The organism is Acinetobacter sp. BIGb0102, assembly GCF_003815055.1.
In the GTDB taxonomy this organism is placed as follows: Bacteria; Pseudomonadota; Gammaproteobacteria; order Pseudomonadales; family Moraxellaceae; genus Acinetobacter; species Acinetobacter vivianii.
In genome coordinates, this window is the sequence record NZ_RKQE01000014.1 from 17,071 (window position 1) to 38,504 (window position 21,434).

The 21,434-nt window shown below is 41.4% G+C and carries 17 protein-coding genes; 10 read left to right on the forward strand and 7 right to left on the reverse strand.

Annotated features, from left to right (window positions below; genetic code table 11):
* Nucleotides 1-9 precede the first annotated feature (9 nt).
* Nucleotides 10-1,149, reverse strand: a complete 1,140-nt coding sequence (gene carA, locus EC846_RS13425; protein WP_004774818.1) for a glutamine-hydrolyzing carbamoyl-phosphate synthase small subunit — start codon at nt 1,147-1,149, stop codon at nt 10-12.
* 359 nt (nt 1,150-1,508) lie between these two features.
* Between carA and EC846_RS13430 the strand changes: the two genes are divergently transcribed.
* A complete protein-coding gene (locus EC846_RS13430) occupies nt 1,509-2,087 on the forward strand; it encodes a hypothetical protein (RefSeq protein ID WP_004774819.1) in 579 nt (192 codons plus the stop codon).
* 57 nt (nt 2,088-2,144) lie between these two features.
* Here EC846_RS13430 and EC846_RS13435 read toward each other — a convergent pair whose 3' ends face one another.
* Together EC846_RS13435 and yhbY are read right to left on the reverse strand one after the other, a co-directional pair.
* Nucleotides 2,145-2,681: a DOMON-like domain-containing protein gene (locus tag EC846_RS13435; RefSeq protein WP_123775461.1), complete on the reverse strand. Its 537-nt coding sequence runs from the start codon at nt 2,679-2,681 to the stop codon at nt 2,145-2,147.
* A 5-nt stretch (nt 2,682-2,686) separates the two neighbouring features.
* Nucleotides 2,687-3,013: a ribosome assembly RNA-binding protein YhbY gene (yhbY, locus tag EC846_RS13440; RefSeq protein ID WP_004774823.1), complete on the reverse strand. Its 327-nt coding sequence runs from the start codon at nt 3,011-3,013 to the stop codon at nt 2,687-2,689.
* Nucleotides 3,014-3,242: 229 nt separating this feature from the next.
* On the opposite strand from yhbY, the gene rlmE reads away from it, so the two are divergent.
* From rlmE to EC846_RS13475, 7 genes are all read left to right on the forward strand, one after another.
* Nucleotides 3,243-3,893 carry a 23S rRNA (uridine(2552)-2'-O)-methyltransferase RlmE gene (rlmE, locus tag EC846_RS13445; protein ID WP_004774825.1) on the forward strand — a complete coding sequence of 217 codons (651 nt, stop codon included), beginning with the start codon at nt 3,243-3,245 and terminating at the stop codon, nt 3,891-3,893.
* Between the two features lie 136 nt (nt 3,894-4,029).
* Complete coding sequence (ftsH, locus tag EC846_RS13450; RefSeq protein ID WP_004651936.1) at nt 4,030-5,925, forward strand: ATP-dependent zinc metalloprotease FtsH; 1,896 nt, start codon at nt 4,030-4,032, stop codon at nt 5,923-5,925.
* A gap of 136 nt (nt 5,926-6,061) precedes the next feature.
* The gene (gene folP / locus EC846_RS13455) at nt 6,062-6,910 is read left to right on the forward strand and encodes a dihydropteroate synthase (protein ID WP_123775603.1); all 849 of its coding nucleotides are present in this window, start codon (nt 6,062-6,064) and stop codon (nt 6,908-6,910) included.
* A gap of 97 nt (nt 6,911-7,007) precedes the next feature.
* A complete protein-coding gene (locus EC846_RS13460) occupies nt 7,008-7,766 on the forward strand; it encodes an SIMPL domain-containing protein (RefSeq protein ID WP_123775462.1) in 759 nt (252 codons plus the stop codon).
* 135 nt (nt 7,767-7,901) lie between these two features.
* A complete protein-coding gene (locus EC846_RS13465; protein ID WP_123775463.1) occupies nt 7,902-9,542 on the forward strand; it encodes a vWA domain-containing protein in 1,641 nt (546 codons plus the stop codon).
* Between the two features lie 230 nt (nt 9,543-9,772).
* The gene (locus tag EC846_RS13470) at nt 9,773-10,693 is read left to right on the forward strand and encodes a pyridoxal-phosphate dependent enzyme (protein WP_123775464.1); all 921 of its coding nucleotides are present in this window, start codon (nt 9,773-9,775) and stop codon (nt 10,691-10,693) included.
* 121 nt (nt 10,694-10,814) lie between these two features.
* Entirely contained in the window at nt 10,815-11,129 is a 315-nt protein-coding gene (locus tag EC846_RS13475) for a DUF5713 family protein (protein ID WP_032870273.1), read from the forward strand.
* A 33-nt stretch (nt 11,130-11,162) separates the two neighbouring features.
* Here the strand turns inward: EC846_RS13475 and EC846_RS13480 are convergent, their stop codons facing one another.
* Both EC846_RS13480 and EC846_RS13485 read right to left on the reverse strand, forming a co-directional pair.
* Nucleotides 11,163-12,761 (reverse strand): alpha/beta hydrolase family protein, encoded by a 1,599-nt coding sequence (locus EC846_RS13480; protein ID WP_123775465.1) that lies wholly within the window; start codon nt 12,759-12,761, stop codon nt 11,163-11,165.
* A gap of 134 nt (nt 12,762-12,895) precedes the next feature.
* Nucleotides 12,896-13,834 (reverse strand): DMT family transporter, encoded by a 939-nt coding sequence (locus EC846_RS13485; protein WP_123775466.1) that lies wholly within the window; start codon nt 13,832-13,834, stop codon nt 12,896-12,898.
* Nucleotides 13,835-14,220: 386 nt separating this feature from the next.
* Between EC846_RS13485 and pnuC the strand changes: the two genes are divergently transcribed.
* The gene (gene pnuC, locus EC846_RS13490) at nt 14,221-14,793 is read left to right on the forward strand and encodes a nicotinamide riboside transporter PnuC (RefSeq protein WP_213071318.1); all 573 of its coding nucleotides are present in this window, start codon (nt 14,221-14,223) and stop codon (nt 14,791-14,793) included.
* Nucleotides 14,794-14,832: 39 nt separating this feature from the next.
* Here pnuC and EC846_RS13495 read toward each other — a convergent pair whose 3' ends face one another.
* Nucleotides 14,833-15,972, reverse strand: a complete 1,140-nt coding sequence (locus tag EC846_RS13495; protein WP_123775468.1) for a glycerophosphodiester phosphodiesterase — start codon at nt 15,970-15,972, stop codon at nt 14,833-14,835.
* A 183-nt stretch (nt 15,973-16,155) separates the two neighbouring features.
* A complete protein-coding gene (locus EC846_RS13500) occupies nt 16,156-17,763 on the reverse strand; it encodes a phosphoethanolamine transferase (protein ID WP_123775469.1) in 1,608 nt (535 codons plus the stop codon).
* 333 nt (nt 17,764-18,096) lie between these two features.
* On the opposite strand from EC846_RS13500, the gene EC846_RS13505 reads away from it, so the two are divergent.
* On the forward strand, nt 18,097-21,204 hold the full coding sequence (locus EC846_RS13505; protein WP_123775470.1) for an efflux RND transporter permease subunit: 3,108 nt from the start codon (nt 18,097-18,099) through the stop codon (nt 21,202-21,204).
* Nucleotides 21,205-21,434: the final 230 nt, after the last annotated feature.

Sequence of the window (21,434 nt, forward strand, 5' to 3'; positions counted from 1 at the left end):
GCTCCTTAATTACTTCTTAGCTGCTTCGATAAGTTCGATGAAATGATCGAACAACGGAGCACAGTCATGTGGACCAGGGCTGGCTTCAGGGTGACCCTGGAAGCTGAATGCTGGTTTGTCAGTACGATGAATACCTTGGTTTGTACCATCAAACAGTGAACGGTGTGTCACTTTCAAGTTTGCTGGTAAAGTACTCTCATCGACAGCAAAGCCGTGGTTTTGAGAAGTAATCATCACTGTACCGTTCTCAAGGTTTTGTACAGGATGGTTCGCGCCGTGATGACCATGATTCATTTTCATGGTTTTTGCGCCAGAAGCGAGTGCTAAAATCTGATGACCTAAACAAATACCAAATACAGGTAATGTTGTCGTTTCAACAATTGTTTTTACTGCTTCGATTGCATAATCACATGCTGCTGGGTCACCCGGACCATTTGACAAGAACACGCCATCTGGATTTAAAGCGAGAACTTTTTCAGCAGGTGTTTGTGCAGGAACAACTGTCAATTTACAGCCACGGTCTGCAAGCATACGTAAGATGTTGGTTTTGACACCATAATCGTATGCAACAACATGATATTTTAATTCTGGTTGAGTGAAACCCTGACCTAAAGTCCAAGAACCTTCAGTCCATTCAAAACCTTCAGGATCACAGCATTCTTTCGCAAGATCGAGACCGTTTAAACCGCCGAATTCACGTGCTTTCGCAATAGCTTGTTCTTCTGTAATATTTTCGCCAGCAAGGATACAACCGTTTTGTGCACCTTTGTCACGAAGAATACGTGTCAATTTGCGGGTATCGATATCTGCGATGGCAACCACATTATGTTGCTCTAGGTATTCACTTAATGATTGTTCAGAACGGAAGTTGCTGTGCAATAAAGGAAGATCACGGATAATCAAACCATTCGCCCATACCTTATGGATGCGACCTGATTCAACGTCTTCACTATTACAGCCAGTATTTCCAATATGAGGATAAGTCAACGTCACAATTTGTTGTGCGTAGCTTGGGTCGGTCAAAATTTCTTGATAACCAGTCATGGCAGTGTTAAAAACGACTTCACCAGTCGTACTACCCGATGCACCGATAGACGTTCCTTTAAAGATCGTTCCATCTGCGAGGGCTAAAATGGCGGGGGTGCTCAAACCAAAGCTCCTGAACTAAGACCACAAAAATAAGGCTGTAAAAAAGCGAGAAGACATAAAAAAAGGCAGGCCGTCTTAAAAAAACATGCCCCTCCTTCCAGTCTGCTCGCTTGTAACTTAACAGCGCATTATACGCATGAGTGCGTGAAAAGTCTATGTGTTTTTATTTATTAAAATCAGGAATTACACGATTTCTTCTCCAATGCGGTTAGATCGGTGTCTATTGCCAAATCTATCACGTTGATATGGTTATCATGAGATATTATGCAAATTGTCTAACAATTTTTTTAGTGTTTAAGAAGTGACCGTTTTATCCTATACACAGCCAAAATTAACAATCAATAAAGAGGGGAATCCAAATGGCTGAGAATCAAACGACACCTGTAACGGCTGAAGAAGTGAAAGAAGCAATCGTTGAGAAAACAACGAAGGCAAAAGAAGTTGCTGCTGAAAAAACTGCTGAAGTGAAGACTGCTGTGGCTGAGAAAACTGCGAAAGCGAAAGAAGTTGTCGCAGAAAAAACAGCAAAAGCAAAAGAAGTGATTGCTGAAACGCAAGAACAGGCGAAAGAAGTGATCGCTGAAACTCAAGGTCAAGTGAAAGAAGCTTTGGCGGAAACTCAGGAAAAAATTGAGACTGAAGCAAAAGAGTTAAATCAAAATGTTCAAAACCAGTTTGCCCAAATCAAGCAGGATCTTTTAGAACGTATTGAAGTCATCAAAACTCAACTGAATTCATCTCAAGGCAATTTACTTGAATTGAAAAATGCATTGAAAACTGAATTGAATGCATTGATTGAAGACTTAACCAAAGTCAGCAAAGAACTGAAAGATGACATTAGCCAGATTTCAGTGAAGCATAAAGATACATTGGTCGGTAGTTTTAAGCGTACCAAAGAGCAGGCTGTTGAAGCATGGAATAAAGTCCGTACAAGCTAATTGTTCGGAAATTAAAAAAAGCGAGAATTTTTCTCGCTTTTTTTTCTGCTTAAAATATTAAAACTGATGTAACCAGTCACGCTTGTTATGGAAGTCAGCTTGAGGACTGCTGTGCTGCATTGCAAAATAATGCATACCTTGAGTGGTATTGAATACAGCGGTTAAACCGATATAAATGTCAGTCCATTTAAGTTGATGCTGACGCATAAACTGGGAGAAATCCAGACTGACATTCAAACCATAATGAGTGCGTTGCAAATGGTTCAGTTCAATATCATATGCAGCGACAGGCGGCATATCTTCAGGGAAACGATATTCTTCAAATTGATAGACTTGCCACGCTTGAGAAGGGGAAAGATTGATTTCTCGGTAGAAATCTTCATCTTTCACGCCCACAAAAATTTCAAAGCACGTCTGTTCCCATAAAAAATCATGGCGTGGATGCGCCGTAACCTGATCTGGGTAAATCAAAAATTGATTTGGGTCACGAACCCAAAAACCAACATTTAAGGTTGCTGGTGTTTGTTGCTCAATCGCCCCAACGACCGTAATGGCACTAAAGCGATCAAAAGCGGATAGTTCATAACTCGCCATCGTAATTACTTATTACTTAAGTGAGCAAAACGAACTAAATTAGACAAGTGCTGGTTTTGTTTCGCCGCTTTTTTATAAAGCAGAACAATTTTACCAATCTTTTGTACAGATTCGGCGCCAGTTGCTTCTACAATCGCGTCAATCACTGCACCACGTGCATCACGGTCTTCACCCGCAATTTTCACTTTAATCAATTCGTGGTCGTTTAACGCACGATTTGTTTCTTCAATGACGTTTTCTGTAAGACCTTGGCTACCAATCATTACAACTGGATTAAGTGCATGACCGATTTGACGTAAACGCTTACGTTCATGGATAGATAAAGCCGCCATTAAAAATACCTGATTCGAAAAACGACCTAGTATAACTTGCATCCCGATTCTAAGATAGATTCAGCAGACAGACACTTCAAACAAATATGTGAAAAATTGCTGAAATAACCAATCAGGATGATCGAAAAAAATCTGTAAAAGTTCGTGTGAATGAAGTACATCCGTACTGTAATGGGCGTAATTTTCACGTACAATGACTCATCAGAAGTTTTTTGAAATTTAGTGAGTTATGGCGACACGCATTACCAATCAAAAATTGTCTAAAAGCAGTCGTGCATGGATGAGAGAGCATTTAGATGACCCCTTTGTAAAAAAAGCACAAAAGGAAGGTTATCGCGCACGTGCGGCGTATAAGTTACTTGAAATCCAAGAAAAATATAAAATGATCAAGCCCGGCATGACCGTGGTTGACTTGGGTGCAGCGCCAGGAAGCTGGTCACAAATTGCAGGTAAATTGGTTGGTGCCAATGGTCTGGTGATTGCATCAGATATCTTGGAAATGGATGCACTTCCAGACGTGACCTTCTTGCAAGGTGACTTCCGTGAAGAAGAAGTTTTCGAAAAATTGTTAAATATTTTAAATGGGCGTCAAGTAGACGTTGTAATTTCGGATATGGCCCCCAATACATCAGGTAATAGGGCTGTTGATCAACCGCGTCAGATTTACTTATGTGAATTGGCTTTGGATTTTGCTCAGAAAGTTCTCGGACCAAACGGACAGTTTATTGTTAAAGTGTTCCAAGGTTCAGGATTTGACGAATTCCGAAAACAGGTGGTCGATAGTTTTGATGTATTAAAAACAGCCAAACCTGCGGCATCACGTGCTCGATCGAAAGAAGTTTTTTTGATTGGTCAAGGTCGTAAAAAGGCATTGCAATAAAAGTGTACTTGCCAAGTTGTTAAAAATTGTGCATTTTGTACCTTTTAAGTTTTTTGCAACGCAAATTCATTGCTGTTTTTGTGAAGGTCAGCCAAGATTAGGTATGATCAAATTAGATTGATATGGGAATAAAGCCTTGAGCGATTACTTCAAGAATGCCGTATTGTGGCTCATCATACTCGGTGTTCTGATTTTGATTTTTAGCAACGTCAGTGACCGCAATAAGCCTGCAGCGATGAAATATTCTGATTTCGTTGCAGCGGTGAATGCTGGGCAAATTAAACAAGTCACAATCGACGGTTTAAATATTAATGGTGAAAAAACCAATGGTTCTTCTTTTGAGACGGTTCGTCCACAAGTAGAAGACACTGAGTTGCTACCAAGCTTAAATAAACAAAATGTAGTGGTTGAGGGCACAGCACCGCAACGTCAAGGCATTTTGATGCAACTTCTCATTGCAAGTTTCCCAGTATTACTCATCATCTTATTATTCATGTTCTTCATGCGTAATATGGGCGGTGGTGCTGGTGGTAAAAACGGTCCTATGAGCTTTGGTAAGTCAAAAGCGAAAATGTTATCTGAAGATCAAATCAAGTTAACATTTAGTGACGTAGCTGGCTGTGATGAAGCAAAACAAGAAGTGGTTGAAATCGTTGATTTCTTAAAAGACCCAGCCAAATTTAAACGCCTTGGTGCAACCATTCCACGTGGTGTGCTTATGGTTGGTCCTCCAGGTACGGGTAAAACATTATTAGCGAAAGCAATTGCTGGTGAAGCTAAAGTTCCATTCTTTAGTATCTCTGGTTCTGACTTCGTTGAGATGTTTGTCGGTGTCGGTGCTTCTCGTGTTCGTGACATGTTCGAACAAGCGAAACGTCATGCGCCATGTATCATCTTTATTGATGAGATTGATGCAGTGGGTCGTCATCGTGGTTCGGGCACAGGTGGTGGTCATGATGAGCGTGAACAAACCTTGAACCAAATGCTTGTTGAGATGGATGGTTTTGAAGGCAATGAAGGCGTGATCGTGATTGCTGCGACCAACCGTGTAGACGTATTGGATAAAGCATTACTTCGTCCAGGCCGTTTTGACCGTCAAGTGATGGTTGGTTTACCAGACATCCGTGGTCGTGAACAAATCTTGAATGTTCACTTGAAGAAACTTCCTTCAGTGACAGGTGTGGATCTTAAAGTTCTTGCACGTGGTACACCGGGCTTCTCAGGTGCGCAACTTGCAAACTTAGTCAATGAAGCTGCATTGTTTGCTGCTCGCCGTAATAAAAATACGGTTGATATGCATGACTTTGAAGATGCTAAAGACAAGATCTACATGGGTCCTGAACGTAAATCGATGGTCATCCGTGAAGAAGAACGTCGTGCAACGGCTTACCATGAAGCGGGACATGCGATTGTTGCTGAGATTTTACCGGGTACAGACCCTGTGCATAAAGTAACGATCATGCCACGCGGTTGGGCATTGGGTGTGACTTGGCAGCTTCCTGAGCAAGATCAGACCAGCCACTATAAAGATAAGATGTTGAATGAACTTTCAATCTTGTTTGGTGGTCGTATCGCGGAAGAAGTCTTTATTAACCAAATGTCGACAGGTGCATCTAACGACTTTGAACGTGCAACTAAAATGGCGCGTGCAATGGTGACCAAATATGGTATGTCAGATAAGCTTGGCGTCATGGTTTATGAAGATGAAAACCAGAATGGTTTCTTCGGTAATGTCGGTAGCCGTACAATTTCTGAAGCGACTCAACAAAAGGTAGATGAAGAAGTTCGTCGTATCTTGGATGAGCAATATAAAGTTGCACGTGACATCTTGGAAAATAACAAAGATATCGCACATGCAATGGTGAAAGCGTTGATGGATTGGGAAACAATCGATCGTGACCAGATCCGTGACATCATGGAAGGTCGTGAACCGCAACCACCTAAAGTTTATGTTGCTGATAATCCAGTGGCTGCATTTGAACCACCGAAAGATGGTCCATCTACACCACCACCATTACCAGCAATGGGCTAATCAAAGATTAGATAAAAAGAGCGGCTTCGGTCGCTCTTTTTTTGTCTGGATTTTGAGCTAAACTGAAAATAAATCAGCAACGCGCGATAATCTGTGTTGTTAAACTAGGCCGGTTAAAGTGCGAAGAGTTTTGATGATGCAGTTAATGCCATTACCCCAAATTCATTTACCTTGTGGTCGTTTAAGTTTAGACCTTTCACAACCTCAGGTGATGGGAATCTTGAATGTTACGCCTGATTCATTTAGTGATGGCGGGCAGCACCACCAGAAAGATCAGGCGATTCAGCATGCCTTACAAATGATTGAAGATGGGGCGAGCATTATTGATATTGGTGGTGAGTCTACACGCCCAAATGCATCACCTGTAGCATTGGAGGAAGAACTCCGCCGTGTCATTCCTGTGGTTGAGGCATTATCAAAATATGATGTGATCATGTCGATTGATACCAGTCAGCCTGAAGTCATGCGTGCTGCCATCCAAGCAGGTGCGCATATCTGGAATGATGTACGTGCCTTAACCCGACCACAAGCCTTAGAAACTGCTGCCGAGTTAAATATCCCTGTGGTAATGATGCACATGCGTGGTGAACCGACCAATATGAATCAGTTGGATCAGTATGAGGATGTAACCGAAGATGTGATTCAGGAGTTACAACAACGTCTGGATCAGGCCATTGCGGTTGGAGTTAAACCTGAAAATATTATTATCGATCCAGGTTTTGGTTTTGCCAAAAATGTACAGCAAAATTTCCAATTACTGAATGAGTTTTGGAAGCTCAATCGAATGGGCTATCCGATCTTATCGGGCCTATCACGAAAACGTTTTATTGGCGAAGCTTTAAATAGTGTACCTGCTCAAGAGCGTGTAGTGGGCAGTGTGACAGGGCACCTTTTAAGTATTCAGCAAGGGGCAAGTATCGTTCGGGCACACGATGTAAAAGCCACGAGCGATGCGATAAAAGTCTGGAAAATGATGCAGGCTTAAAAGCAACTAAGATGTCAGTAGAGCGCAAGGGCTCTATTGACTTGCCTGATCAGATTAAATATAACAAGGCTATAAAATAAACTAAGTGATATTAAAAATGCAAAATAAAACAATTACATATAAAAGTTTATGGGTGTTTGCACTCATTCTGAGTCTTGGATTTATTATTTCTGCTGGTGTCATGGGCTATGCACTGAAACAATTTAATAGCACCAAAAATTCAATTACAGTCAAAGGCTTGGCTGAAAAACCAATTCAGGCTGATTCAGCACGCTGGGAGATTCACTTACAAACAAGCCACACATCTGACACGATTCCGCAGGCGTATCAATTGCTTGATCAACAAATGAAAGAATTACAAAGCTTTTTTGTAGAGCATGGTTTTAAAGCGGCTGATATGCAACTAGGAAATAAAAGTTCTCAGCCCTATTATGAAGAAGTGAATATGGGAGAAGGGCGAATCAATCGTGAGTTTAAAGGCTATATGGCATTACAATCCTTAGTCATTGCGAGCCGTGATATTAAAAAGATTGAACAAGCGGCCAAAGAAGCTTATCTCCTTGATGAAAAAGGAATTGCAATTGAACAGAAACCTGAATATCTAGTATCGAATCTGGAAGAAATCAAAATGTCTTTAATTGCCAATGCCACCAAGAATGCCTATAGCCGTGCCAATGAGTTTGCCAAAGTGGGTGGTGTGAAAGTGGGGATGATGCGTTCAGCCAGCCAAGGTGCATTTTATATCCTGCCAGAAAGTGGCTCGGATGATGACAGTGATTATGGTGGCGCTTATGACAAAGCCACCATTAATAAAATTGCCCGTGTGGTGGTGACCATCAATTATGCGATTGAGTAAAACAACAGTTTAGATCATTGATCAGCCATTCTTGAAAGATACATTCGAATACGGTGTATCTTTCTTTTTTTGCATACAATTCTTTGTATAGCGACTTTATTTGAAAAAACGAATTAGAATTGGGGAGTTTTCATAATGCATCAGTCAACAAAAATATTCTTCTTAACTGCACTCAGCTGTATGATGGCGGCGTGTAGTACACCTGTTAAACAGTACGATCAAGCTGCAATTGAAACTGCGATCCCTGTGTCGCCAGCACCGATGACCATGTCAAATCAACGACTGGCACAAACGCGTAAGATGATCGCACCAGCATCTTATATTGCAGTCATGCCGACCATGGAAAGACCACGTTTAGAACAGAACACTGAAAAATACCAAAAAAATGAGGTCAATCCAGTTCACCGTGTTGCTGATCAAGCCGTTTCAACTTTTAGTATCGATGTGGATACAGGTAGCTATACCAACACACGTCGTTTCTTAAATGATGGTCGTTTACCGCCTGTCGATGCCATCCGTGCCGAGGAGATGATTAACTATTTTGATTATCAGTATCCACAACCCAATAGTATTCATCCATTTTCAGTCACGACTGAAACGGTGGATTCGCCGTGGAAAGAAAATGCCAAACTGATCAAAATCGGGATTCAAGCCAAAGATTTAAGCACTAAACAATTGCCACCTGCCAATCTGGTATTTTTAGTTGATGTCTCGGGCAGTATGGATGCAGCAGACAAACTGCCTTTGGTTAAACAAACTTTGCGTTTACTGACAGAGCAACTTCGAGCGCAGGATAAAGTCACCATTATTACTTATGCCAGCGGTGAAAAGCTGGTACTGGAACCAACTGCTGGTGACCAAAAAGATAAGATATTGGCCGTGATTAATGCATTACAGGCAAGTGGTGCAACCGCAGGTGAGCAAGCTATTCAACTGGCTTATAAGCAGGCTGAAAAAGCCTTTGTGAAAAATGGCATTAACCGTATTTTACTGGCGACGGACGGTGACTTTAATGTCGGTATTACTGATTTTAGTACCTTAAAAGGCATGGTGGCTGAGAAGCGTAAAAGTGGTATTTCTTTAACGACATTAGGTTTTGGTACAGGAAACTACAATGAGCAGTTGATGGAACAACTGGCGGATGCAGGCGATGGCAATTACAGCTATATCGACAATAAAAATGAAGCGAAAAAAGTGGTACAACGTCAGCTTTCTTCAACGCTTGCAACCGTTGCTCAGGATGTCAAAATTCAGGTCGAATTTAATCCAGCAACCGTAAAAGAATATCGTTTAGTCGGTTATGAAAATCGGATGTTAAAACAGGAAGATTTCAATAACGATAAAGTTGATGCAGGGGATATTGGCGCTGGACATAATGTCACGGCTATTTATGAAATCGTTCCAGTCGGTCAACAGGGCTGGCTTAATGATTCACGCTATCAGGCATCGGCAAAAACAGAGCCAGCGAAAAAGTCTGAGTATGCTTTTGTAAATCTGCGCTATAAGCTGCCAAATCAGCAAAAAAGTATTCTTTTAAACCAAACTGTAAAAGCTGAAAGTAAGGCCCTTGCTCAAGCCAATAATGATACACGTTTTGCGATCGCAGTTGCTTCTTATGCCCAGCAGTTAAAAGGCGGGCAGTACAATGGTACATTGGGATGGGATCAAATTATCCAATTGGCACAACAATCAGCGAAACCTGATCCTTATCAAATGCGAGAGGAGTTTGTCGAGTTGGCGAAGATTGCCAAAAGCTTAAGTGCGAAAAAGGACTAAAGCTTGTTTTGGGGCAATGGTCAGAAACAGTAATGTTTCTGGCCGTGACTCATATCGATTTTCCGCTAAAGGGAATGATATTCAGCATATCTCAGTTAAGTGAGCTGAATAATGATAATGTTTGGTCAAATTCACTATCAAAAATGCCCAGAGAAATGAATCAAACGGTTAAAGAAAGATTTAAAACGATGTTATATTTAATAGGAAAATCATTATATTAGGAATAAAAAGTGACACTAAGTATAAAAACACCACTTATTAAGTCGAGTCAATTAAGTGAACTGAATAATTGTAATGTCTGGTTGAAAATGGAATCATCACAACCGACGGGTTCATTTAAGCAGCGTAGTATCGGGAATGCTTGTCTAAAATATGTAGAACAGGGTGCGCAGAAATTCATTAGTTCTTCTGGGGGCAATGCAGGTATTTCAGTGGCATATATGGGCAATATGTTGAATATTCCCGTCACTGTTGTGGTACCTAAAACAACCTCGCAAAAAGCGATTGATTTGATGGTGCAGCAGGGTGCCGAGGTCATTGTTCATGATGATTCATGGATGGAAGCGAATGAGTTGGCACTTTCATATGTCAATGAAAAGGCCGTTTATATTCATCCATTTGATGATCAATATCTTTGGGATGGGGTTGCACATATTATTGATGAAGTGATTGCTGAAGGCATTCATCCTAGTGCGGTTATTTTGTCTGTAGGCGGTGGCAGTTTGATCTCTGGTATTCATCAAGGTTTAACTCAGAATCATTTAGATATTCCGATTTATGCGATTGAAACCCATGGAACCGCTTCTTTAAATAACTCAATGAAGTTAGGGAAACATATAAAACTAGATGAAGTGACGGGAGTTGCGACAACATTGGCAGCGAAGCAAGTCTGTGAAAATGCATTTATGATTTCGCAAAACCACAATGTTCAAGGGATCACCGTGTCTGATCAAGCGGCAGTGAACGCATGTTTGAAGTTTTTGGATGACCATCGCACACTGGTTGAGCCCGCCTGCGGTGCAACCTTATCTATTTTATATGATCAAAAAATTAATTTTATGCCGCAGGAAAATGCTTTAGTGATTGTTTGTGGTGGCGCCTCCATTAGCTTTGAACAGCTTTCGAAATATGCTCAGCAACTTGTTTTATAAATAAGGGGTTAGAGGCATTGTTCCAAAGAGCGGTCGGAAAACCGCTTTTTTTATGTCTAAATATCGTGATTTTGGTTAGATTATGTTATAAGCATGGCGTTTTATTGGCATATTATTTTTTATGTTTGAAGATTTACTCCTCCCCATGTTTGACGATGAATATTATCCCGATATTCTCGTTGCTGAAGTGAAACAGCATATCCAGAAGTTTTCAAAAAAGGTGAGCCGTACTGACTTATCTGAAACGGAAATCTATCGTTTTGCGCATCAAACCATGATCGAAATTAACGAAATGAAACCGCAATTTGAAGATCTAGATTCAAGTTTAGATGACACTGCCGCAGATTATATTGCTGAAGCCATGATGATGGTGGTGCAAGATGTCGGTTATCTGGATATTGAAATGGAAGAATTGATTGCCAATCGAGAGTGGTAGAATTCACTCTCGCTGGTTTTTTGATAAAAATAATTATTTTGAAGCAGCTTCACTCCAAAGTTTAGGTAAAACAATTTGTCCTGAAATCCATGCTTCAATTTTAGGCTGTTTTATTTTCTGATAATAAATACTCTGTGTATTGATGAGTAAACCTAGCGTATCGCCTTGATTCAATTGCCCATTGATACTGGGTAACTCAATCGTGGAATGTTGTGCATCCAGTTGAGTTATGCCGTGAATCATCTGATCATAACTTTGTTTTCGGACAGCATTAAACGGCGCAGTTTGATCATTTAAAACGTCATATTTTCCTGTGACTTTGGATTTAATGGCAACAGAGATAAATAGAGTCGGATCTACTTTAGATGGTGCTTCTACCTTTAAAGAGAGTAGTGGAGCACCTGTAATATAACTACGCTGGGTCGCGGTATGGATGGGCACAAATACTGCTTGAGTTGCAGTCGGCGTTATCCATATTTTATTCAATGTGTAGGCGTTTGTTGCAGTTAGATCATTTAAGGTTGTTACAGGACTTTGATCTACACATACCTCTGGTAGGGTGGTTACGGGTGCTTGATCTTTCAACTTTTGGTTGAACCAGACCAATATGGTTTTTTGCAGGTTATAGGATTGCTGATCACCACAGGTCACTGATTTACCAATATACCAAAATGGCGTATTGCCTCGAGGTGAATGCTGTGCAAAAGGCTGTAAATGCCCGCCCTGTACGCCAATCAAATGAACTTCATGCTGAGCATGCTGGATACATTGGGCTGCTTTTACGCCTTCGTTAAATGGAAACAGGATATCTCTAAAACCCTGAATAATCAGTGCATCGGCTTGAGGTGCCTGTGCGTGATTGCAAAACCAGCTGGCTTGATGGGTTTTTAGAAAATTATAGGTCGATGTTTTAAGTTGACCTTGTTGCGTTTCAAGATAAGCCTGTTTGAGTTCGGGATCAAACTTATTCCAGTTCCACCAATCTCCAATCAGGTTGAGAAAACCGATCCAGTTACTTTTCGGTACACCATTCGGTGCAAGGCTATTCATGATGTCATACCAAGTGGTGACAGGAACGATGGCCTGTAATCGGCGATCAAGCGCCGAAGCAATATATTGCACGCCACCAGCATACGACTCACCGATCATGCCTGTACGCACACCATGTTGGTTTGTCGCCAGTTGCGGCAAGTTTTTTTCTGCCCAATTCATCATGGTGATGACATCTTGGGCTTCTTTCTCTGGATCAGTCAGACGAATTTTCCCTTGGCTATCGCCGTGACCACGCTGGTCATAACTCATCACCCAATAGCCATTCTGCCATGCAGTTTTCGCGACCTGACCTGTTGGCAAGAGGAAACCATACAAGCTCAGTTCTGGTCGTTTCATCCGGGAGAGACCAAAGCCGTGCGTATGTAGAATTAAAGGTGCTGTCTGGCCTGGTTTTAAATGGGGTTGATAAACCGTAAAGGCCAGTACAGTTCCATCAGGTGCCATTGTTTTTGCCTGATAATAGCGCTGTTTTAACTCGACGCTTTTGCCTGTAACAGATGATGATTGCGAAGTGGCATATACACACCCTTGCAAGACAAACAACAAACTGAAGCAGAGCCAGAAGACGTAAGAACGCATAGATTATTTCATCCTTGAGCAAATCTTTGAGAAATCACGATGTGATCGGGATAGTTTACTGTGCCTTGTTGATAGATACTATTGTTGACAGGCCGTATTGATTGACCTGCCAGTTTTAAAACCTAATCTATACCTTATTTTCGACGATAAGCATAAAGAAATAAGCCGAAGCATAAAAAAATTAGTCCAATAACCAGATGCGAACTCAAAGGTTCGTTGTTGAACCATATCCCCCAACAAGTCGCAAGTACGGGTGTTAAGATTGTAATTAGCATCACCGTGGTCGGGTTCAGTCTCTGGATCAAATGAAAGTAAAAAATCATGGCCAGTACTGACGAAAATAATGCGCTATACAACAAGGCCAAGTTTGTTTGTAGACTCGGGAGCTGGGTGGGGGCATGGCTAAGGAAAAATGGTAATAAACATAGATATCCCAACCATGAAACGATAGTTGAACCTGTTGTCTGAATAATCGGGTGAATTCCCGCACCAATCTGTGCAACTGCAAACATGGACAGGACATAGAGCAATACGGCGATGATTTCATAAATGACGCCGAGCGTATCTAGCTGGATATGTGCTGCACCAATCCCTAAGGTGAGAAAGAGCCCAAAAATAGCTAGGCTAAGTCCATACCATTGACGTTTGAGGAAATGTTCGCGTTTTAGAATAAAGACTGCGATTAGCCCAGACCATAACGGTGCTGTCCCATAAATAATCGAGATCATGCCGGAAGACACGCGTGTTGCGCCCAGATAACAAAAGGTCATGGAGCCGAACAGTCCAATTGCCCCTGCACTATAACTCAGCAGCGCAGTTTTATTGATCGTCAGTTTCAAGCGAAAATAAAGCAGGCATGCCAATGCCAGTGGAATAGCCAGACTAAATCGCAAGAATAATCCCCACGCCCAATGAATTTCATGCACTGTCCAGACGGCAGCTAAAGGTGTGAAAGACCAGATCAGCACCACGGCAATGAATTGACCGACTGTAGCAAGGCGAGGGGTGACAGGGGCTACAGCCGGTTGTAGCTGTGGCATGGAGAGAATATTCTTTTCGGGTAACTGTGTCATGGCATGATTCCTGTTATAACAACGGTAAAATTAAGACAATAAAAAAGGTCGCTACAGAGGCGACCTTTGAGTTCAATTGATGTTTTAGAGTGTCATCATCTGAAATATATAAAGTCCCCTCGCAGTAACGCGTAGACACATCGCCATGCCGCATAGACAGCAATGTCATGCGCAATCGCATTTGGACGTAGAGAGGAAACTTCAGGCTTAAACATATAAGACATTCGAAGATGGTTATGATCTTTTATAGCATAGGGGCTGCTTGAAAAATAGGCATTTTCTCAAATAAAGATAAAAATATAATCAGTGCAAAGGCAGAATTTGTGATTGCTTAAATCGAATATTTTTCCATAATAATGCCATTCAATTATGAAAGAAGTGTGCTCTTGTCTCCTCTAGAAATTATTGCAGTGATTATTAGTGTTATTGGTGTAACTTTGACCATCCGACGGAATATGTGGTGTTGGTGGTTTAATTTTATTGCCTGTGCGCTGTATGCCTGTTTTTTCTTTACGGTCAAATTATATGGAGAAACACTTCTACAATTCTTCTTTATCCTGATGAATATTTATGGCTTTTATTATTGGTTAAAAGGTAAACGCCAAGATCATGAGATTCGGATTGAAACGATTGCCACTAAAACTGTACTGCTACAACTCGGCCTCGCCGTGCTGGGTGGTTTCCTGTTTGGTCTTATTCTCAAGCATTTTACTGATGCTGCGGTACCAATGCTGGATTCGCAACTGGTGGCATTTAGTTTATTGGCAACTTACTGGACCAGTCGTAAACATATTGCGACCTGGATCTTATGGATCTTCGTCAACATTTTCTATGTCGGGATGTTTAGTTATAAAGAGCTGTTTTTAACCGCAGCTTTATATGCTGCCTTTGTTGGACTGGCTGCTTATGGCTGGTGGCAATGGGAACAGGTCAAACAAAAACAACTTGGTCATGCATAAACAAGGGCAGCTCAGGCTGCCCTTAATTTGAAGCAAGGTTTATTTTGCAGTGGCTTGATAACTTTGTACTGCTTGGCGACCCAGTGCTGGATCATCAGTAAAGATACCATCCACCCCTGCTTTGAAATACAGCTGCATTTCCTTGATTGAGCCTGTTGCGCAACGTTCTGCTTCTTTGGCTTTATCTGCACTACATTTTAACGTCGCTGGTAGGTAATTATTTTCAGGGCGGAAAGTATATGGATGTACTTTTAAGCCGACTTGATGTGCATCTTTAACAAAGGACGTGGTTTGCATGGTTTCTTGGTCGATAATATAAGGTTTCCATGGGCCGACGCCATTGGCATATGTAGCAACATCTTTTAAACCACTTGCTGTTGCCAAATCTGCATAGGTTTTCGGATTATTTTCCGCGACATAATCAGCAGGTTGGGTATCAGGCGCATCATAAAGCTGGATCAGTTGAGCATGTTTCACGCTTTTGTGTAGATCTAACTGGTTTTTTAAATATTTTAAATTGCCCACTTCAAAAGACTGCAAATAGATCGGTGCGATATCCCGAGTATATTTATATTTAGATAGCGTTTTAAGAAGTGTGTCTTCCATTGCCAAATTTTGTTTTTGAAAATAGGTTGGGTGTTTGGTTTCGATATAAAGACCAATGATTTTGCCAGTTTTCTTATAATGTGCGTCTACAAGTTCAATGATTTGTTCTAATGTCGGAATAGTATAGAGATCATTATACTTCTGGTTTTCAGGACGATATTGTGGAATACGCTCGCGTGCTTTCAGTTGTTGTAATTCGTTTAATGTAAAGTCTTCAGTAAACCAACCTTCTAAAGTCACGCCATCAATCACTTTGGTTTTTTTTCGGTCTGCAAATTGTGGCAGGGTTGAAACATTGGTGGTACCGCCAATTTCATTTTCATGACGGGCAACCAGAATCCCATCTTTGGTTGATACCAGATCTGGTTCAATAAAGTCAGCACCGTCATCAATCGCTTTTTGATACGAAGCAAGCGTATGTTCTGGACGTAATGCGCTGGCACCGCGATGTCCTACCACGAGAATTTTAGGAAGTTGGTAATCAGGCTGTGTGGTATTGTTTTGATTGTTATTGTCATCATTGCAACCAGCAAGGCTGATCAGGCTTAGACAAAGAACTGCTTTTTTAAACATAGATAAGCTCATGTGTTTTTATATTCAAGCGGCTAGTTTGAGTGTGGAAGTTATCAAACACATGACAGTGAGATGATGGTTTTATGAAAATATTAAGAATTTTAAAAGCAGTCACACTGAAATAAAAAATCCAGTTTGGCCTTATATTCAAACTGGATTCAAAAACAATTAGATAATGACGAGCTATTTCTTCCAATAAGGCCAGTTGGCTTCTGGGGTGAAATCATAATTGTCATCAAGCCAATAGGTGTGAGATGGGGATGATTTGTCTTTCAGTCCCATGATGCGCATCAGATTATTGTCTAGTTCAGCGGTATTTAAGGTCTTTGCCTGATCTACACCGGTACTCTGTAAGCGATCTGACCACATGATCACAGGCACTTGATAACCTGCTTTGGTATTTGGGCTATGACCTGCATAATCAATTTCATGTCCGACTTCATTGCCATGATCAGAAACCATCGTAAAAGATCTAAAATCTGGTGTAGCATCTGCTCTTAAATCATCTAGGAATTGACTGAGTAATGAGTCTTCATATAAGACAGCATTATCATAATCGTTACGCAGTGAACGAATCCACGGATCAATATCTCTATTTTTTAGATCAGTTTCTACGGCATCGTTACTTTCACTTGTAAACCGGTTAAATGCAGCTGGATAACGCTCTTTATAGTTTGGATGGGCACCGATAAGATGAAGAATAATCAGTTTCTTCGGCTCAGGATCAGCAAGAGCTTGTTGATAATCTGGAATGAGTGATTCATCTAAAGAGGTACTACTACGACCAGAGCGTTTATTTTTATAGACTGCTTTATCGGCATAGGCACCAAATAATGAAGATAAGTAAGTATCGTCTTGATTACTGAGCCAGTAAATTTTATATCCTGCTGCTCGTGCATAGGCCAATACACTTTCAGATGAATATTTATTATGTTCTGAAGCAGGGCTTTCGGTTAACAGTACACGTAATGCATTGATTGTAGACGGTGAAGGAGAGAAAGCATTACAAAAGACCTTAATCTCATCCAGTCGTTTTGCTAGCTCAGGTGTGGTATTGCGAGGGTAGCCGCAGACGCCTAGATTTAAACTGGTTAAACTTTCAGAAAGTACCAGTACATGGGTCTGTTTACCTTTTGCCTGTTCTGTTAATACCAGATTTTGCTTGGCACTTTTGTCCCATTGTTGATGGACATTTTTATGTTGTTTAATGCGATCTTTGAAATCCTGAATTTTGGCCTGATAGTCAGTCCAGAATACAATCGGATGTACCTTACGTGATGGTTTCATCAGATAACTGGTGGTTGCCAGTAAGACCAGTAAAATAATACAACCACGATAAATTCGACTTTGCCAGAGTTGGCTAAAATGAACTGGTTTAACCAGCTTGAAAACAGCAACACTATACAGGATGACTAATGCAAATAGTCCTGCCGCCACAGTGAGCATGGTACCCAGATGAAGCTGAAAAAACTCCAGACTCTCCTGACGATTCGTATTGGCAAGTGCCTCAATAATGAAATAGGCTTCATTATCACTATTAAATAAAAGCCATGTGCTTGAGCGAAGCAAGGCATCTAACCAAGCCAAAAACCACCAGATAATTGCAAGGATATACCAATAGATTTTTTGTCTGCTAATCGCCAGATAAATAAAAAGCACACCAGGCAATGATAAAAAGCCAAGTCTTAAACCATCAGATAGATTACCAACCGCAATCAATAAGCCGCCTGTGATCAAGGCTGGCAGTAAGATCAGCAGCAGAATATTCAAGTTTTTTAAGCTGGCCTTCATATATGCCTAATACAATGGGGGGAGATTAACTAAGCGTGCTAATATCGGTTTAAGTGGGGGGCGTGTCAATTCAAAATTAAGAAGTCTTTGATTGCACAGCAAATTAAATTGATTAGCACAGTTAAGCTGTTGAATTATTGCAAAGCTAACGCATTAATTTTTATTGCGAATAACCTGAAATTCATTATTTCTCCGTAATTTACGCTTTTTGAAATGATATGTTAATAGGGATGGTGTTTGCCTGTCAGCTCGGTAATGATCATATTCTGAAAAGTGCCTGTATTTGCCTATCTTTTTGAAAAATTGACTGTTTCGCTAATGGAATAAACAGCCATGCTATCTAAGTTTTTTATTCATCGTCCTATCTTTGCGACTGTACTGGCAATTATTGTGATGGCTGTTGGCCTATTTGCAGTTTTGAATTTGCCAGTAGAACGTTATCCCGATATTGCTCCTCCCCGAATTACTGTTGCGGCTAACTATAGTGGTGCCGATGCCCAAGCGGTTGAAGATAGTGTGACGCAGGTTCTAGAACAACAAATTAAAGGCATTGATCATCTGCTCTATTTTAGTTCTAGCAGTGATGCCAGTGGTAATAGCCGAATCAGTTTGTTCTTTGAGCAAGGTACTGATCCTGATCAGGCACAGGTTCAGGTACAAAATGCAGTCAATGGGGCGATTAACCGTCTTCCCGATGATGTTCAACGACAAGGCGTCAATGTTCGTAAGTCCTTGAGTGATTCATTTTTGGTGATTGGGGTCGGTGACAAATCTGGTCGATCAACCAATCTTGATATTTCAGATTATATTACCAATAATTTTGAACTGAATCTGAGCCGGATCGAAGGGATTGGCGAAGTCAGTGTATTTGGTTCGCCATATGCCATGCGGATCTGGTTGGACCCGCAACAACTGGAACGTTATCAGCTTCAAGTCAGTGATGTCCGAACTGCGATCGAAAATCAGAATACGCAAGTGGCTGCTGGTGCGATTGGAGATTTACCTGCAGCAAGTGATCAATACTTGAATGCCAAAGTCACTGCAGGCTCGTTGCTTCGAACGCCTGAGCAATTTGAAAATATTATTATTAAAGCTAATAGTGATGGCAGTTTTATCTATTTAAAAGATGTCGCGCGTGTTGAGATCGGGGCAGAAAATTATCAGGTTTTTAACCGTTTGAATGGTTATCCTGGGTCTGGTCTTTCACTGTCTTTGAGTGTTGGCGCCAATATGACGCAGGTCGCCGATGCGGTGTATAAAGAAGTTGCCCGTCTGGAAAAAACTTTACCAGAAGGCTATTTCGTGATGTATCCACGGGATGACACGCCATTCGTTAAAGAATCTATGTCACAAGTGGTGTCCACCCTGATTGAAGCCATCGGTCTGGTCGTGCTGGTGATGTTCATCTTCTTGCAAAACTGGCGTGCGACCTTGATTCCCGCGATCACCGTTCCTGTGGTGATTTTAGGTACTTTTGCGGTATTGGCCGTTTTAGGTATGAGTATTAACACACTGACCTTATTTGCCATGGTGCTGGCGATTGGTTTGCTGGTCGATGATGCGATTGTTGTGGTTGAGAACGTTGAACGTCTCATGCATGAACAGCAGCTCAGTGCCAAAGAGGCTTCTATTCAATCGATGCAGGAAATTAGTGGCGCATTGGTCGGGATTACCTTAGTGCTGACCGCCGTTTTTATCCCGATGTCCTTTTTTAGTGGTGCGACAGGCATTATTTATCGACAGTTCTCCATTACATTAGTGGTTGCAATGGGACTGTCTTTATTGGTGGCCTTGATCCTGACACCAGCGTTGTGTGCCATTTTGCTGAAACCCCAACATAAGCAAGCGCGTTGGGCGGTTATGTTTAATAATGGGCTCGACTATATCAAAACACGTTATCTGAACGTGTCTAAGAAAGTCATCAGTGTAAAAAGTATTTCCTTGATTGGTATCGCAATCCTGATTGGCGGCTTTGTCTGGGTCTATCGTGAGTTGCCAACCAGCTTTTTACCTCAAGAAGATCAGGGAACTTTAGGGGTACAATTCCGTTTACCAGAAGGGACACCGATGAGTAAAACGGAAGAGGTCGGCAAATACATTTCCGACTATTTTCTCGAACATGAAAAAGCCAACTTAAATGGGGTGATGGTGATTCATGGACGCAACTTTTCGGGAACTGGACAAAATCTTGGGCAGGCCTTTGTTTCATTAAAACATTGGGATGATCGAAAGGGTGTGGAAAATAGTGCCCAGCAAATTCGTGCGCGTGCAATGAAGTATTTTTCGCAGAATAATCAGGCACGCATTATGGTGTTAATGCCTTCTGTGATTCGCGGATTAGGTAACTCGGATAAGATCGATTTTTGGCTACAGGATACCAAAGGCTTAGGTAGACAAAGTCTGTTATCTTCTTTTCAGGATTTACAGCAACAGGGCAATGCACTGGATTCCGTCGACAACCTAGATAAAAAAGGCAACGACGATCAGGCGGTTCTGAATATCAAGATTAACCATAAAGCGGCAATGATCCATGGCCTAAATGTCAGTGAAATTAATCGCACCTTATCGACGGCCTGGAGCGGTAGCTATATCAATGACTTTATTGATCGTGGTCGGATCAAGCGCGTGTATTTACAAGGTGATGCACCATATCGTTCTAAGCCAGAAGATCTCAATTACTGGTATGTGAAAAATGCCAATGGGCAAATGGTGCCATTTTCACAGTTTAGTCAGATTGGATGGCAAGGTGCCCCACCAATGCTAGAACGTTTTATGGGCTATCCAGCAATGAGTGCCGAAGCGGATGCAGCCAATGGTTTCAGTAGTGGACAAGGGATGCAGGCCATTCAGGGACTGGTTGATAAAATGCCTGATGTCGGATTGGCGTGGAGCGGATTATCTTATCAGGAGCAGGAATCCAGCAATCAGGCGATCTGGCTCTATCTCATTTCTGTCGCCTTTATTTTCCTGTGTCTTGCAGCACTGTATGAAAGTTGGTCAATTCCTTCTGTGGTGATGGCTGCAATTCCTCTAGGTGTCGGTGGAACGATTTTATTCAGTTATCTATTTGGGTTTGCCAACGATATTTATTTCCAGATTGCCTTACTCACCACGATTGGTTTGTCATGTAAAAATGCCATTTTAATGGTTGAGTTCGCAGCCAGTCTGCAACAACAGGGGCAAGCGCCGTTGGAAGCCGCCTTACGTGCAGCAGGCTTACGCTTACGTCCAATTTTGATGACCTCGATTGCCTTTGGTGCGGGTGTTATCCCGCTTATGTTTTCGAGTGGCGCAGGCGCATTGAGCCGACAGGCAATTGGTTATAGCGTATTTGGCGGGGTTGTTTTTGGTACGATACTGGTACTGATCTTCATTCCTTTTATGTATGTGCTGGTAACCAGTTGGTTTAAACCTAAACAAAAGGTTGAAGCGATCAAATAAAATGGCTTCAGTACCTCAACAGAAATGAATGATTTATTGATCAAGATGAGACAGGAATTGTTCATTTTTGTTGAGTAAGTTGAGAATATTAAAAAAAATTTGTAGTATTGCCGTGCCGTATAAACGGTCTAATGAGGTTTGATTGCCTAAATGGACACGCAGAGTTGTAATTTATCCCAGATTACACATTTTTATATTCATCAAAATCTGCATGAAGCTTTCTATTTAGC

Coding starts and splice junctions, on each gene's coding strand:
- EC846_RS13485 (WP_123775466.1), bottom strand. CDS start 13,834: ATGACACAGTTACCCGAAAAGAATATTCTCTCCATGCCACAGCTACAA.
- yhbY (WP_004774823.1), bottom strand. CDS start 3,013: ATGGCGGCTTTATCTATCCATGAACGTAAGCGTTTACGTCAAATCGGT.
- EC846_RS13500 (WP_123775469.1), bottom strand. CDS start 17,763: ATGAAGGCCAGCTTAAAAAACTTGAATATTCTGCTGCTGATCTTACTG.
- EC846_RS13465 (WP_123775463.1), top strand. CDS start 7,902: ATGCATCAGTCAACAAAAATATTCTTCTTAACTGCACTCAGCTGTATG.
- EC846_RS13495 (WP_123775468.1), bottom strand. CDS start 15,972: ATGTTTAAAAAAGCAGTTCTTTGTCTAAGCCTGATCAGCCTTGCTGGT.
- EC846_RS13460 (WP_123775462.1), top strand. CDS start 7,008: ATGCAAAATAAAACAATTACATATAAAAGTTTATGGGTGTTTGCACTC.
- folP (WP_123775603.1), top strand. CDS start 6,062: ATGCAGTTAATGCCATTACCCCAAATTCATTTACCTTGTGGTCGTTTA.
- EC846_RS13480 (WP_123775465.1), bottom strand. CDS start 12,761: ATGCGTTCTTACGTCTTCTGGCTCTGCTTCAGTTTGTTGTTTGTCTTG.
- rlmE (WP_004774825.1), top strand. CDS start 3,243: ATGGCGACACGCATTACCAATCAAAAATTGTCTAAAAGCAGTCGTGCA.
- EC846_RS13430 (WP_004774819.1), top strand. CDS start 1,509: ATGGCTGAGAATCAAACGACACCTGTAACGGCTGAAGAAGTGAAAGAA.
- EC846_RS13505 (WP_123775470.1), top strand. CDS start 18,097: ATGCTATCTAAGTTTTTTATTCATCGTCCTATCTTTGCGACTGTACTG.
- EC846_RS13475 (WP_032870273.1), top strand. CDS start 10,815: ATGTTTGAAGATTTACTCCTCCCCATGTTTGACGATGAATATTATCCC.
- EC846_RS13435 (WP_123775461.1), bottom strand. CDS start 2,681: ATGGCGAGTTATGAACTATCCGCTTTTGATCGCTTTAGTGCCATTACG.